Annotated in this window: 9 protein-coding genes (1 of these 9 running past the window's edge); 6 read left to right on the forward strand and 3 right to left on the reverse strand. The window is 43.6% G+C overall.

From position 1 onward, the window contains the following. A protein-coding gene (locus tag AC2SLO_RS08130) for a GA-like domain-containing protein (protein WP_495637064.1) crosses the window boundary here: on the reverse strand, nt 1-6,540 show its beginning. It extends 26,001 nt beyond the left edge of the window; 6,540 of the gene's 32,541 nt are visible here — the first part of the coding sequence; the start codon lies at nt 6,538-6,540; the stop codon falls past the left edge of the window. 632 nt (nt 6,541-7,172) lie between these two features. Beyond that, nucleotides 7,173-7,529 carry a hypothetical protein gene (locus AC2SLO_RS08135; RefSeq protein WP_486543681.1) on the reverse strand — a complete coding sequence of 119 codons (357 nt, stop codon included), beginning with the start codon at nt 7,527-7,529 and terminating at the stop codon, nt 7,173-7,175. A 197-nt stretch (nt 7,530-7,726) separates the two neighbouring features. On the opposite strand from AC2SLO_RS08135, the gene AC2SLO_RS08140 reads away from it, so the two are divergent. From AC2SLO_RS08140 to AC2SLO_RS08160, 5 genes are all read left to right on the forward strand, one after another. Next, the gene (locus AC2SLO_RS08140; RefSeq protein ID WP_486543682.1) at nt 7,727-8,239 is read left to right on the forward strand and encodes a DUF305 domain-containing protein; all 513 of its coding nucleotides are present in this window, start codon (nt 7,727-7,729) and stop codon (nt 8,237-8,239) included. Between the two features lie 32 nt (nt 8,240-8,271). Next, nucleotides 8,272-8,511 carry a hypothetical protein gene (locus tag AC2SLO_RS08145; protein ID WP_486543683.1) on the forward strand — a complete coding sequence of 80 codons (240 nt, stop codon included), beginning with the start codon at nt 8,272-8,274 and terminating at the stop codon, nt 8,509-8,511. Nucleotides 8,512-8,809: 298 nt separating this feature from the next. Next, on the forward strand, nt 8,810-9,979 hold the full coding sequence (locus AC2SLO_RS08150; protein ID WP_486543684.1) for a nucleotide sugar dehydrogenase: 1,170 nt from the start codon (nt 8,810-8,812) through the stop codon (nt 9,977-9,979). A 330-nt stretch (nt 9,980-10,309) separates the two neighbouring features. Beyond that, nucleotides 10,310-11,767, forward strand: a complete 1,458-nt coding sequence (locus AC2SLO_RS08155; RefSeq protein ID WP_486543685.1) for an aminoacyl-histidine dipeptidase — start codon at nt 10,310-10,312, stop codon at nt 11,765-11,767. Nucleotides 11,768-11,952: 185 nt separating this feature from the next. After that, the gene (locus AC2SLO_RS08160; RefSeq protein WP_486543686.1) at nt 11,953-12,840 is read left to right on the forward strand and encodes a mechanosensitive ion channel family protein; all 888 of its coding nucleotides are present in this window, start codon (nt 11,953-11,955) and stop codon (nt 12,838-12,840) included. Between the two features lie 85 nt (nt 12,841-12,925). Here the strand turns inward: AC2SLO_RS08160 and AC2SLO_RS08165 are convergent, their stop codons facing one another. Further along, entirely contained in the window at nt 12,926-13,810 is an 885-nt protein-coding gene (locus AC2SLO_RS08165; protein ID WP_486543687.1) for a LysR family transcriptional regulator, read from the reverse strand. Between the two features lie 137 nt (nt 13,811-13,947). Here AC2SLO_RS08165 and AC2SLO_RS08170 point away from each other — a divergent pair, with 137 nt between their 5' ends. Beyond that, the gene (locus tag AC2SLO_RS08170; RefSeq protein WP_486543688.1) at nt 13,948-15,072 is read left to right on the forward strand and encodes an S-(hydroxymethyl)glutathione dehydrogenase/class III alcohol dehydrogenase; all 1,125 of its coding nucleotides are present in this window, start codon (nt 13,948-13,950) and stop codon (nt 15,070-15,072) included. The last annotated feature ends 129 nt before the right edge of the window (nt 15,073-15,201 follow it).

A 15,201-nucleotide genomic window follows, 5' to 3' on the forward strand; every position in this document is an offset into this window, starting at 1 on the left:
GGCTTCCCCACTGTCATCAGTCACAGTCACATCAACCGCTGGTAAGGTATTACCTGCATTGACATGGTCAGCACCCGCTTCGGTTAGACGTACCACTCCTGAAACAGCATCTATTTCATAGAAGCCGTCTGTGTTGTTTAGGCTATAGCTTAGGGTGTCGCCATCTTCATCTTGTCCCTGTGCATCGGTGATGATTTGTCCAGCGACAGCATCGCCTTCTGTAATCTCACTTATCGTGTCCTTAAAGCTTATGGTCGGCGCATCATTGACAAAGCTAAACTCTGGCGTGACGTTTACCGCAGCTCCATCTTCAGTACCGTCATTTGGCGTCAGCGTAAAGCTTGGTAATGCTTGACCACTATTTAATAACTCAGCTCCCGCTGCAGTTAACACTACAGTGTTTCCGTCTATCGCATAGTTATCTGTGTCACTGACCTGAACATTAACGCTATCACCGTCTTGATCGTCAGTGCTAAATGTTGCGACAACTGCACCGGCTACCGTTTCACTGGCATCTTCAGTTAGTGGGTTGATATTCTCGATAGTTAATACCGGTGCATCATTCACCTGTGTGGTCGCTGGAACAGTCGCTGTCTCTTGGGTTTCAGCAGTGCCATCTGTTGCAGTGATTTGTATGTCAGGTAAGTTCTCACCTGCATTCACCGCATTAGCGCCCGCGTCAGTTAAGGTTACGTTACCGGTATTTGCATCAATAGCATAGTAGCCGTTTGGATCTGTGCCATCAGTGATGCTAAAGGTAACTTCATCACCATCTTCATCTGTGGCTGTCGCTGTGGTTAATAGCTGACCTGCTGAGGCGCTATCTTCTACTGGCGCTTCAACATCTGCAATCGTTAATACTGGCGCATCATTGACATCAGTCGTCGCAGGCAGTGTTTCACTACCGCTTGCTGTGTTATTCGTCGCACCACTGTCATCAGTTACTGTCACATCAACCGCTGGTAAGTCATTACCGGCGTTCACATGAGCAGCACCTGCGTCAGTTAAGGTGACAACACCACTGCTGGCATCAATCTCATAGAAACCATCAGTGTTATTTAGGCTATAGCTCAAGGTGTCGCCATCTTCATCAGAAGCAACCGCTTTGGTCACTGCTAAGCCTGCAACTACCTCTGCTGCATCTTCTGTGATGCTGCCAATGGTGTTCTCAAACGTTAGTACCGGTGCATCATTCACCTGTGTGGTCGCTGGAAGCTCTTGAGTATTATTGGCTGTGTTATTGGCTTCCCCACTGTCATCAGTCACAGTCACATCAACCGCTGGTAAGGTATTACCTGCATTGACATGGTCAGCACCCGCTTCGGTTAGACGTACCACTCCTGAAACAGCATCTATTTCATAGAAGCCGTCTGTGTTGTTTAGGCTATAGCTTAGGGTGTCGCCATCTTCATCTTGTCCCTGTGCATCGGTGATGATTTGTCCAGCGACAGCATCGCCTTCTGTAATCTCACTTATCGTGTCCTTAAAGCTTATGGTCGGCGCATCATTGACAAAGCTAAACTCTGGCGTGACGTTTACCGCAGCTCCATCTTCAGTACCGTCATTTGGCGTCAGCGTAAAGCTTGGTAATGCTTGACCACTATTTAATAACTCAGCTCCCGCTGCAGTTAACACTACAGTGTTTCCGTCTATCGCATAGTTATCTGTGTCACTGACCTGAACATTAACGCTATCACCGTCTTGATCGTCAGTGCTAAATGTTGCGACAACTGCACCGGCTACCGTTTCACTGGCATCTTCAGTTAGTGGGTTGATATTCTCGATAGTTAATACCGGTGCATCATTCACCTGTGTGGTCGCTGGAACAGTCGCTGTCTCTTGGGTTTCAGCAGTGCCATCTGTTGCAGTGATTTGTATGTCAGGTAAGTTCTCACCTGCATTCACCGCATTAGCGCCCGCGTCAGTTAAGGTTACGTTACCGGTATTTGCATCAATAGCATAGTAGCCGTTTGGATCTGTGCCATCAGTGATGCTAAAGGTAACTTCATCACCATCTTCATCTGTGGCTGTCGCTGTGGTTAATAGCTGACCTGCTGAGGCGCTATCTTCTACTGGCGCTTCAACATCTGCAATCGTTAATACTGGCGCATCATTGACATCAGTCGTCGCAGGCAGTGTTTCACTACCGCTTGCTGTGTTATTCGCCGCACCACTGTCATCAGTTACTGTCACATCAACCGCTGGTAAGTCATTACCGGCGTTCACATGAGCAGCACCCGCGTCAGTTAAGGTGACAACACCACTGCTGGCATCAATCTCATAGAAACCATCAGTGTTATTTAGGCTATAGCTCAAGGTGTCGCCATCTTCATCAGAAGCAACCGCTTTGGTCACTGCTAAGCCTGCAACTACCTCTGCTGCATCTTCTGTGATGCTGCCAATGGTGTTCTCAAACGTTAGTACCGGTGCATCATTCACCTGTGTGGTCGCTGGAACAGTCGCTGTCTCTTGGGTTTCAGCAGTGCCATCTGTTGCAGTGATTTGTATGTCAGGTAAGTTCTCACCTGCATTCACCGCATTAGCGCCCGCGTCAGTTAAGGTTACGTTACCGGTATTTGCATCAATAGCATAGTAGCCGTTTGGATCTGTGCCATCAGTGATGCTAAAGGTAACTTCATCACCATCTTCATCCGTCGCTGTCGCTGTGGTTAATAGCTGACCTGCTGAGGCGCTATCTTCTACTGGCGCTTCAACATCTGCAATCGTTAATACTGGCGCATCATTGACATCAGTCGTCGCAGGCAGTGTTTCACTACCGCTTGCTGTGTTATTCGCCGCACCACTGTCATCAGTTACTGTCACATCAACCGCTGGTAAGTCATTACCGGCGTTTACATGAGCAGCACCTGCGTCAGTTAAGGTGACAACACCACTGCTGGCATCAATCTCATAGAAACCATCAGTGTTATTTAGGCTATAGCTCAAGGTGTCGCCATCTTCATCAGAAGCAACCGCTTTGGTCACTGCTAAGCCTGCAACTACCTCTGCTGCATCTTCTGTGATGCTGCCAATGGTGTTCTCAAACGTTAGTACCGGTGCATCATTCACCTGTGTGGTCGCTGGAAGCTCTTGAGTATTATTGGCTGTGTTATTGGCTTCCCCACTGTCATCAGTCACAGTCACATCAACCGCTGGTAAGGTATTACCTGCATTGACATGGTCAGCACCCGCTTCGGTTAGACGTACCACTCCTGAAACAGCATCTATTTCATAGAAGCCGTCTGTGTTGTTTAGGCTATAGCTTAGGGTGTCGCCATCTTCAACTTGTCCCTGTGCATCGGTGATGATTTGTCCAGCGACAGCATCGCCTTCTGTAATCTCACTTATCGTGTCCTTAAAGCTTATGGTCGGCGCATCATTGACAAAGCTAAACTCTGGCGTGACGTTTACCGCAGCTCCATCTTCAGTACCGTCATTTGGCGTCAGCGTAAAGCTTGGTAATGCTTGACCACTATTTAATAACTCAGCTCCCGCTGCAGTTAACACTACAGTGTTTCCGTCTATCGCATAGTTATCTGTGTCACTGACCTGAACATTAACGCTATCACCGTCTTGATCGTCAGTGCTAAATGTTGCGACAACTGCACCGGCTACCGTTTCACTGGCATCTTCAGTTAGTGGGTTGATATTCTCGATAGTTAATACCGGTGCATCATTCACCTGTGTGGTCGCTGGAACAGTCGCTGTCTCTTGGGTTTCAGCAGTGCCATCTGTTGCAGTGATTTGTATGTCAGGTAAGTTCTCACCTGCATTCACCGCATTAGCGCCCGCGTCAGTTAAGGTTACGTTACCGGTATTTGCATCAATAGCATAGTAGCCGTTTGGATCTGTGCCATCAGTGATGCTAAAGGTAACTTCATCACCATCTTCATCCGTCGCTGTCGCTGTGGTTAATAGCTGACCTGCTGAGGCGCTATCTTCTACTGGCGCTTCAACATCTGCAATCGTTAATACTGGCGCATCATTGACATCAGTCGTCGCAGGCAGTGTTTCACTACCGCTTGCTGTGTTATTCGCCGCACCACTGTCATCAGTTACTGTCACATCAACCGCTGGTAAGTCATTACCGGCGTTCACATGAGCAGCACCTGCGTCAGTTAAGGTGACAACACCACTGCTGGCATCAATCTCATAGAAACCATCAGTGTTATTTAGGCTATAGCTCAAGGTGTCGCCATCTTCATCAGAAGCAACCGCTTTGGTCACTGCTAAGCCTGCAACTACCTCTGCTGCATCTTCTGTGATGCTGCCAATGGTGTTCTCAAACGTTAATAATGGAGTATTGTTTATATCAATTTTGGCTATTGAGGTAACAGAACCCGATACATTACCGGCTTTATCAGTAACACTTGCAGTAACAGAAACTTGCTCACCATCAATAGGTTTAGCGACACTTGTCACATAGCCATTATCAAGCATATCTTGAGTAACCAAAACTCTGTCACCATTGACAGTTAAGATGTCATCTACCTGAACATTACCAGGTAAAATAATGGTCACCTCGACATCACCATTTGAGTCGAGCTCATCTGTGGTTACAGTGTTATCACCATTACCAATAGTCACTGTCGGTGCATTTGGTGCAATGGTGTCACCCGTACCTACTGCGGGTGTGGATTGAGAAGTTTTATTGCTATCTTTATCAGTTGATATGACATCGACTCTTTCATTTTTATCAAGCGCAGGAACAGTAACTATATAGTTACCATTAGTATCCGTAGTTGTCTCACCAATAACAACACCATTGATATCAGTAATTTTAATCAAAGTATCAGGCTCAGCTTGGCCTTCAATGGTTGTAGTGTTTGGTTCACCATCGCCATCTGTATCAATATTAGTAATACTATCAACAGTTGGCCTACTAGGCGGAGTAACTTCTGGCACATCAACGCCGCCAATTTGATCTAGCTGATCTTGAAAGTCTTCTTTAGTGCTGCTTGGTGGCAACTGATCGATCTTGTCTTGCGCGTCAGCTTTGGCATCTTCTACAGCTTGGTTAGCATCGATAATGTCTTTTTGCTCTTCTGGAGTAATCACCCCATCTTGTTCAGCATTGTCTTTTTGCTGCTCCGCCGCTTGTTCGGCATCTTTTGCCTTGTCGATAGCGTCTTGTACGTCTTGTGCTGCCGCATCGTCAACACCGTCGCCATTGGCATCGGTAACCGCAGCCACAGTAATCCCGTCAATCTGATCTAAACGCTCGTTCAAACCTGATTTCACATCACTGTCAGGTAGCGTATCAACCACTGCTTGTGCGGCAGCTTTAGCCTCAGCAACGGCTTGGTTTAAGTCGGTTAACTGCTGTTGCTCAGTATCGCTAATTACGCCATCATCATTGGCATCTTTTAGCGCATCTTCGGCAGCTTGCTCGGCCTGTTCAGCTTTTTCAACCAGATCGGTTGCTGTGTTCTCAAGCGCATCATCAATACCGTTGCCGTTGCTATCGCTAACTTCTGGCACATCAACGCCGCCAATTTGATCTAGCTGATCTTGAAAGTCTTCTTTAGTGCTGCTTGGTGGCAACTGATCGATCTTGTCTTGCGCGTCAGCTTTGGCATCTTCTACAGCTTGGTTAGCATCGATAATGTCTTTTTGCTCTTCTGGAGTAATCACCCCATCTTGTTCAGCATTGTCTTTTTGCTGCTCCGCCGCTTGTTCGGCATCTTTTGCCTTGTCGATAGCGTCTTGTACGTCTTGTGCTGCCGCATCGTCAACACCGTCACCATTGGCATCGGTAACCGCAGGCACAACTATCCCATCAATCTGTTCGAGTCGATTGTTAAGCTCGGTTTTCTCATCACTCTCTGGAAGCTTGTCTACCGCTTGCTGTGCTTCATCTTTGGCATCGGTAACCGCTTGATTTAATTCTTCCAGCTTTTTATTTTCTTCAAGCGTAATAACGCCATCATCATTGGCATCTTTTAGCGCATCTTCGGCAGCTTGCTCGGCCTGTTCAGCTTTTTCAACCAGATCGGTTGCTTTCTGAATTGCATTTGAATTATCGGTGTGATTATCATTACTCGAACTACTACTCCCTCCCAAAGTAGCACCAACAATGCCTACTCCAGCTAGACCAACTAACCAAGGAAATGCATTAAAGTCTGACTCACTAGCTCCTACCCACCATGGAGTAACCTGACTCTCTCCACCTAAGGCCTGACCTTCGATTTCGCCAATTTGCAATTCAGTGACGTAATCAATGACTTCACCTGAATCTGGAACGTAATAGTAATATTGACCATCTTCAGATAACCCAATTAATGCACTCTCGGAATAATCATAGAACCCTTCGATGATTAGGTCGCTTTCTTGGCCTTCATCCTCCATAGAGACATGAAGGTCATCACCTACCCGTTTGGTAAAAATATGATTCGGCGCACGCCCTGTAGCCTCATCGAACAACTCGTAATTTACTTTCTGAACTGCCTTAATGACAGTTGGCTTGCCATCTTGAGTAACAACAGTGTGCTCAGCGATTGTTTGAGTCGCATTATTTACTTTAACGATAATGGTTTTCATAGTTTGCCCTAATTTTAGAATGGAAATTTGAATTTGAAATTATATGAATTGAATATAGGATTGCTCTTTAGCAGTCTAGATAGGTATAACTAGTACAAGTTCAAGTTAATGCACATAGTTAATTTGAAAGGTGTTCCTTAAGGAGTCTATTTGAATATTTGTACAATAAATAAAATACTCTCTATCTTAGGAATATATTTTTAATTATTAGAAAGTAGAAGGATATTAATTACAAATCTAATATAATTCTTATTCAACTTCTGGAACCAATAAGAGCTAGAAATACCCTTAGAATAACCAAACATATTTTAATAAAATATATTGTAATCTTGGGGTTAATTACTATATATAATTCTACCTTATCCAAGCTATATTATAAGTTAAATTTTAACTATCAACTATAGTTACACACATTAAAAGAAGAAAAATTATAATTCGTAAATAACTGTATTTATTAAAAATATCTTAGATCAACCCTTGTACTAGGTGGCTTACATAGACCGAATAAATAGAAACAAAACTAAACACATGTTCATTTTATTAGTACAGTGATGTTATCAATGAAAAAGCGACCCTTTGGTCGCTTTTTATATAAGTTTATGACTTTAAAATAACAAACTTATGCCTACTAATTAGAACCGACTGTTGCTTGCAGTAATCGGATTCTCATTCTCAACCAAGGTTTCGATAGTTTCAAACCCTTCTTTATCACCAAAATAAAGTCTTTGGAACTTTTCATCTCGATGAAAACGCAGCTTATCGCCATCTAGTGTTTCTATAACAAATTCATTTAACAATCTCTGCCAATGTGCGCGTTTCTCTGTCTCATTTTGGTCCGCATCTAACGTGGGTCGCAAGATATACATAATGTCATCATGTTGCTGCTCAGTCATCGCCTTAGACAGGTCTTCATGTTCAATCAGATGTTCGCAAATTCTTTCAATATCATGCAGCGTCTCACGCCCTTCATTTAACTCAACAATAATCATGGTTTTTCCTAGGTTGTATAAGTCTTGTTTTTGGTATAGATGTATAAGCTTAGTGTATGTATTGGTAGTGCATAATACTAGCCTCATTAACATTCCGTTAATAACACTTACTTAACTTGGGTAAATGACGCGCGAACCTCTCGCTATACTTAATCTTCGATACAAGATATTCATAACCATAATAATTAAGGATATATATGTCACAATCAACGCAACAGACTGCTCACTCACCTCATTCTGACAAATCAAGCGTGGGTAATCATGGCATGAATCCATATTTAAAATTTACATTGATGGTTATTACTTCAACTTTGGTGATGTATGTGATGATGTATTTTAATACCTATGCTTGGGATCACGTTTATTTTAGTGAGACCCGTGCATATATGGCGTTATATATGGGCGCAGGTATGGCTATATTAATGCTGGCGTTTATGAGTAATATGTACAAAAAAACCAAGCTAAATTTGTTGATTTATGGCCTGAGCGTGGTGCTATTTGCATTAGGTATTTGGGGCGTCCGCTCGCAAGCAACTGTCAACCAAGTCGATTGGATGAAGGCGATGATTCCCCACCACTCTATCGCCATATTAACCAGTTCACGTGCCGATATTGAAGACCCAAGAGTCCGCAAACTTGCAAACGATATTATTGAGGCACAAGAGCGTGAAATTAAAGAGATGCAAGACTTGGTCGCTGAGTTAGAATAAGCTACCTTATAGGTAACCATTAGGAGTAATTTATGCCAAATAAAAGCGCTAACCCTGAATTAGACAATGATAAAAAGAAACGCTTGGTGCAACAGTATTTGCAAAAGCTGATTAAAACCGATCCTAACTTATATTATTCATCCACTACCGATATTGCTCGCAGCTTACACCCGATGATTAAGGAGCATATGAATCGTATGCCCGTTGATGAGCAAGCGTTATTCAAAAATGTGACGGTTAGAGACATAGAGATGCTATTAAGCTTTCATTAATCTGACACGACTCTCATTTTTGACAATAAATAGGCTTGGTAATACCAAGCCTATTTTCGTATGCGTCAAACTATGCTCGTTGATAGCTATTATCTTGAATAGGCAGCCTTATAAAATCCAAGAAAATACGTGTCTAGCCTGCGTTGCAACAAACGCTATTCGCTATTGTCATATTTTAGCGATAAAATCATGAAATAATCATTACTCGCCAGCCATTACGCTATCCATTCCTATTACTAGATGTTCATTGGCGTTGGCAGTTAAAATATAATAAATAAGATAAAAATAGGGCATGTTTATGAAAATCGCAGTCGCAGGCATTGGTTACGTGGGTGTCTCTAACGCCATGATCCTTGCTCAGCATAATGAAGTTGTTGCTCTTGATATCATTGAAGAAAAAGTTGGGATGCTGAATAACAAGATATCGCCTATTGTGGACGCTGATATATCAGAGTTTCTCTCTAATCGAACCCTAAACTTCCAAGCGACAACAGATGCTAATGTGGCTTATAGCGATGCTGATTTTATTATTGTTGCTACGCCCACAGATTATGATCCCAAAACCAATTATTTCAATACCCAAAGCGTTGAGTCAGTGATTCAGCAAGCAAAGGCTATTAATCCTGATGCGGTTATCATTATAAAATCAACTGTGCCTGTGGGCTTTACTGTCAGTCTACGAGAGAAGTTTAATAATCCAAACATTGTCTTCTCGCCTGAGTTTTTGCGTGAAGGTAAAGCGCTACATGACAATCTCTACCCATCTCGTATCGTGATTGGTGAGCAATCAGATCGCGCTAAGCAATTTGCAGATATGTTAATTGAGGGCGCGATTAAGAAGGACTGCCCTGTCCTGTTTACCGACTCTACTGAAGCTGAAGCCATTAAACTATTCTCGAACACCTACCTTGCCATGCGTGTTGCCTACTTCAATGAGCTTGACTCTTATGCCCAGTCTTTTGGCTTAGATACACGTCAGATTATCGAGGGCGTCTGTCTAGATGAGCGTATTGGCGACCATTATAATAACCCGTCTCTTGGTTATGGCGGCTACTGCTTGCCAAAAGACACCAAGCAATTATTGGCCAATTATAATCAAGTTCCGAACAATCTTATTAAAGCCATTGTAGATTCCAACCGTACACGCAAAGACTTTATCGCCGACTCTATCTTGGCAATGAATCCTAGCGTGGTTGGTATCTATCGCTTAGTAATGAAAAGCGGATCGGATAACTTTAGAGCCTCAGCGATTCAAGGAGTCATGAAACGTATCAAGGCCAAAGGCATTGAGGTTATTGTTTATGAGCCGGTCTTAGATGAGCCTGAATTCTTTAAATCTCGCGTTATTAACGATTTGGAAGAGTTCAAACGGTTAAGCGATGTGATTGTCACCAACCGCCTCTCTAGTGACTTAGAAGACGTATTAGATAAAGTCTATACTCGAGATATCTTCGGTGGTGATGAGTAAAAAGTAAAAAGCGCCTACTTAACCAGATGGCTCATGGCTTATAGAGTATGATTATATTAGTCTTTAGTCGTTAAATGCTTAAATAACCAGACAAAAGGTTTGAAGGTATATATACACTTTCAAACCTTTTTTCGTTGAAACCCCGCCAAACCTCTCCTAAAATAGACCTCTTTTAATCGATGACTATTTTCACTCAATCACTCTTTTTCTATGAATTATGATAGCGGTGGCTAACACTCGATTCGATGCGCTTATCATCTAATCGAAGACACATATCAAAATAAGAACCGGTTAACCAATCACCGCTTATCACAAACCTAGGATTTTATTATGTCAAATACCCTATCACAGCTTGCCCCTCAAAAAGTTTGGTACTACTTCGAGGCACTGACTCAAATTCCACGCCCCTCTTATGAAGAAGAAGCGGTGCAGCAATATGTACTCGATGAGGCCGCCCGTTTAGGACTTTGGGCAGAGCGTGATGCGGTAGGCAACGTGCTAGTACGTAAACCTGCCAGCAAAGGCATGGAAAATGCACCTGGCGTTATTTTGCAAAACCATTTAGATATGGTAGCGCAAAAGAACGATGACAGCGAACATAACTTTAGTACCGATCCTATTCAGGCTTATATCGATCCAGAAAGAGACTTTAAATGGGTAACCGCAAATGGGACTACTCTTGGTGCTGATAATGGCATTGGTGCAGCGTCTGCGTTAGCAATATTAGCTTCTGACGACATCGCTCATGGTCCATTAGAAGCCTTATTTACTGCCACAGAAGAAACGGGCATGGACGGTGCAAAAGGTTTGCAAGGCGGCTGGTTACAAGGCGATTTACTATTAAACCTTGATACCGAGGAGCTTGGGGATATTTGTATTGGCTGTGCCGGCGGTGTTGACGCTACGTTTAGATTGCCAATTAACTGGCAAGATACTTCATCTAAACAAGCATACACCTTGTCTGTCCGCGGTCTTAAAGGTGGACACTCAGGTATCGATATCATCAAGCAGCGTGGTAATGCTGCGCTGATCGTGTCTAGACTTCTTGATACTGCCTCATATAATTTACAGGTCGCCTCTATTAACGCCGGCAATCTACGTAATGCTATTCCGCGTGAAGCTGTGGCTATCTTCGTCAGTGATGCCGACGCGTCTGCATTAACTGAACAAATCATGGCAGAAGCTGATATTATTCGTCGTGGTCTACCAGAAGAAGACCGCGCAATGAGCGTTACTCTTGAGGTAGCTGATTTACCTAAACAAGTTTGGACACCAGAGACTCAAGAGACCTTGCTAACTGCCCTACGTTTGTGCCCCAATGGTGTCGATAGAATGAGCATGGATACCGAAGGTGTGGTCGAAACGTCAGTGAACTTGGCACGTATTGAGACGCAGGATAATCATTTAGAGATTCAAAATTTACTGCGTTCACTAGATGACGATGCGCGCGATGATTTGGCAGATAGAATGAAGCGCTTGTTTGAAAGCTTTGGCGCGACTGTCCTATTAGACGGGGAATATCCTGGCTGGAAACCGGCGCCTAACTTAGGACTGACTGATACGGTGATTCAACAAGGTCATAAGATTTTAGGCAAAGAGCCGAATGTGACCGTTATTCATGCTGGCCTTGAATGCGGCTTATTAGGTCAAAACTATCCGCAGTGGCAAATGGTCTCGTTTGGCCCGACCATTGAAATGCCGCACTCCCCTGATGAGCGGGTTAATATTGAAAGTGTTGAGAAATTCTGGGAGTGGTTGATTGCTGTTCTAGGCTCGTTAAAGCAATAAGGTATCAGTTCATTTGGAGCTAACCATCTTATCGTATAAAGAGCGTATCAAATGGGTTTTGGATTTTGGTACGCTTAGGTGTCAATGTTATGATATCTATAAATGTAGGGGCTAAGATTGTATTAGTCCCTTTTTTATTATCACTAAACCATTTTCATAATTATCCTAATAGAGAGAGAAGACATATGGAGTTTTTAGGCTTTACGGTCGATGTCGCTGCACTAACAGGTAGCGCCTTAGATCTAGTCGTAAGAGTAGCGCTGGCCATATTAATCTTTGTGATTGGTCGCTGGATTGCGGGCAAGATTGTTAATATTGCTAACCGTGTTATGCAGCGTAGCCATTTAGATGACACAGTATCTAGCTTTTTAGGACGCTTATTATATGGCGTATTGCTAATTATTGTTATCTTGGCTGCATTGAGTAAGGTTGGCGTGCAAACCACCTCGGTTGTGGCCATTTTAGGTGGTGCAGCGTTAGCAGTCGGTCTGGCACTAAAAGATCAGTTGTCTAACTTTGCTGCTGGGATTTTAATCGTTATCTTCCGCCCATTTATACGTGGAGATTTTGTGCAAATTAGCAGCTACACCGGTACAGTCACAGACATCAGCCTCATTAACACCCATATCACCACCACCAATAACCATGATGTGGTCATTCCTAACAGTGACATCAGCACATCAGCCATCATTAACTATACATCACTACCAAATCGCCGCGTCGATATCACTGTTGGTGTCGGTTATGATGCGGACCTTAAAGTCGCTAAAGACGTATTGCTAGCCACAGCAAAAGCCAATCCAATGGCATTTACTGACCCAGAGCCTGTGATTCGTGTGACCAATCTCGGTGATAACTCGGTTGATTTAACCATCAACGTTTGGACCTCAAACGATGACTGGTGGGCAATGCAGTGTGACCTATTAGAAGAGTTCAAAATTGCACTTGATAACAATAAGATTGATATCCCCTTCCCGCAGCGCAGTATTCATGTCAGTGGTCTAGATAGCTTAATTAATAAAGAAACCACAGACAGTGGCGTGACTATTACCAACAAACCGGTGAATGATTAATAAAAATCATCCTGCCTGATTATCTTAAAATAATGTGCTTTAATAAACCGACCGCTCTTGTTTACACCAATGAACAAGGGCGTTTTTATGGCAGGCTAGTACGCACTGACAAATGTTGCTGCAAATACTGTATCAACAGTTTAATTTTGGCAGACAATTGCCTGTTATAAGGATATACTGCCCATATCCCCTCTTCGGACTCTCGGTAATTATCTAGCAGGCTAACCAATTCTCCAGATTCTAAGTACTTTTGCACATAATAATCAGGCAATTGCACAATCCCCAGTCCCTTGAGTGCCGCATCAACCAAACTGTAACCGCTGTTATAACGAATACTGCCACTCACCCGAATATTTCGCTCTTTATCACCTTCTTTGAAATGCCAATAATCCAGACTTCCGAGCAGACAGTTATGCCCACCTAATTCTTTGAGGCTTTGCGGTGCGCCATAGCGATCAATATAACTCGGCGCAGCGCAGATATAATTAGTACGGTGACTAAGCTTTTTTGCCATTAGTGTCGAGTCACTTAACTTACCGATACGTATCGCTAAATCATAACCACCTTCTACCAAGTCGACCTTTTGATTGCTCAACAAAGCAGTCACCTCTATATCAGGGTATTGCACCATAAAATCATTAATGAGAGGCAATAATTGCTGCTCGCCATAGGTCACCGGTGCCGTCAGCTTAATCTTACCTTGCGGCTTAGAGTGCAAACGATTGATCGCTTGTTCGGCCACATCTAGCCCATCTAATACCGCTCGGCAATGCTCATAAAATATTCGGCCCTCTTCGGTCAGAGATATCTTCCGAGTAGTGCGATACAGCAGTTTAACATTGAGCCGTTTTTCTAATGCAGCTACTTGCCGGCTTACTTGTGCAATAGAGATGCCGAGCTCTTTTGCCGCACGAGTGAAGCTTTCGTATTCTGCCACGTATACAAATTCGCTGATGCCATCCCACTTCATGATTATTACCATTATGTAAAAGTTTTTTGTCAAAGCGTCATATTATCATCTAATATGAGATAATCTATAATCATTCGTACCTACCCACTAATCATAAAACGTTAAGTAAACGCTTAATCATAAAAAGGTGAAAGACGATGTCAGATAAATTTATTAAATCAAAAGCAGCCGTCGCTTGGGGCCCAAATGAGCCACTAAAAATGGAAGAAGTCGATGTCATGCTGCCGCGTAAAGGTGAAGTATTGGTCAGAATAGTTGCGAGCGGCGTGTGTCATACCGATGCTTATACCCTATCGGGCGCAGACCCTGAAGGTGTATTCCCTGCGATTTTAGGTCACGAAGGTGGCGGTATCGTTGAGCAAGTTGGCGAAGGCGTGACCAGTGTTGAAGTCGGCGACCACGTAATTCCACTATATACAGCTGAGTGCGGCGTTTGTAAAATGTGCCGCTCAGGCAAGACCAACCTATGCTCAGCGGTTCGCGAAACCCAAGGCAAAGGCTTGATGCCAGATGGTACGACTCGCTTCTATAAAGACGGTGAGCCAATTTATCACTATATGGGCTGCTCAACGTTCTCCGAATATACCGTATTGCCTGAGATTTCACTGGCTAAGGTGAACAAAGAAGCGCCGCTTGATGAAGTGTGCTTATTGGGCTGCGGCGTGACTACCGGTATGGGCGCAGTGATGAACACCGCAAAAGTTGAAGAAGGTTCAAGCGTTGCCATCTTCGGTCTTGGCGGCATTGGTCTAGCAGCGATTATCGGTGCGGTTATGGCAGGCGCGAAACGTATTATTGGTATCGATATTAATGAAAGCAAATTTGAGCTGGCCAAAAAATTAGGTGCAACTGATCTTATCAATCCAAAAGACTACGACCACCCTATCCAAGATATCATTATTGAGTTAACCGATGGCGGCGTCGACTATTCATTTGAATGTATCGGTAACGTTGATGTGATGCGTTCAGCGCTTGAATGCTGCCACAAGGGTTGGGGTGAATCCATTATTATCGGTGTTGCCGGCGCAGGTGAAGAGATTTCAACCCGCCCGTTCCAATTGGTAACCGGCCGCGTCTGGAAAGGTTCAGCCTTTGGCGGTGTTAAAGGCCGGACTGAGTTGCCTGGTTATGTTGAGCGTTATCTAGCCGGCGAAATTCCATTACAGGACTTTATTACCCATACCATGCCAATTGAAGAGGTGAATGAAGCCTTTGAACTGATGCATGAAGGTAAGAGCATCCGTAGCGTTGTGAACTTCTAAATAAGGCATACTTAAGATGTCAAAAAGACCACTTATACGATGTAAGTGGTCTTTTTTATGTCAGAGTCTTAATAATATTCTGGTGACTTAGTTTCTCTAAAATTAAATGAGATACGAACTAAAGCTCAG

This window comes from Psychrobacter sp. CX14 (assembly GCF_057396205.2).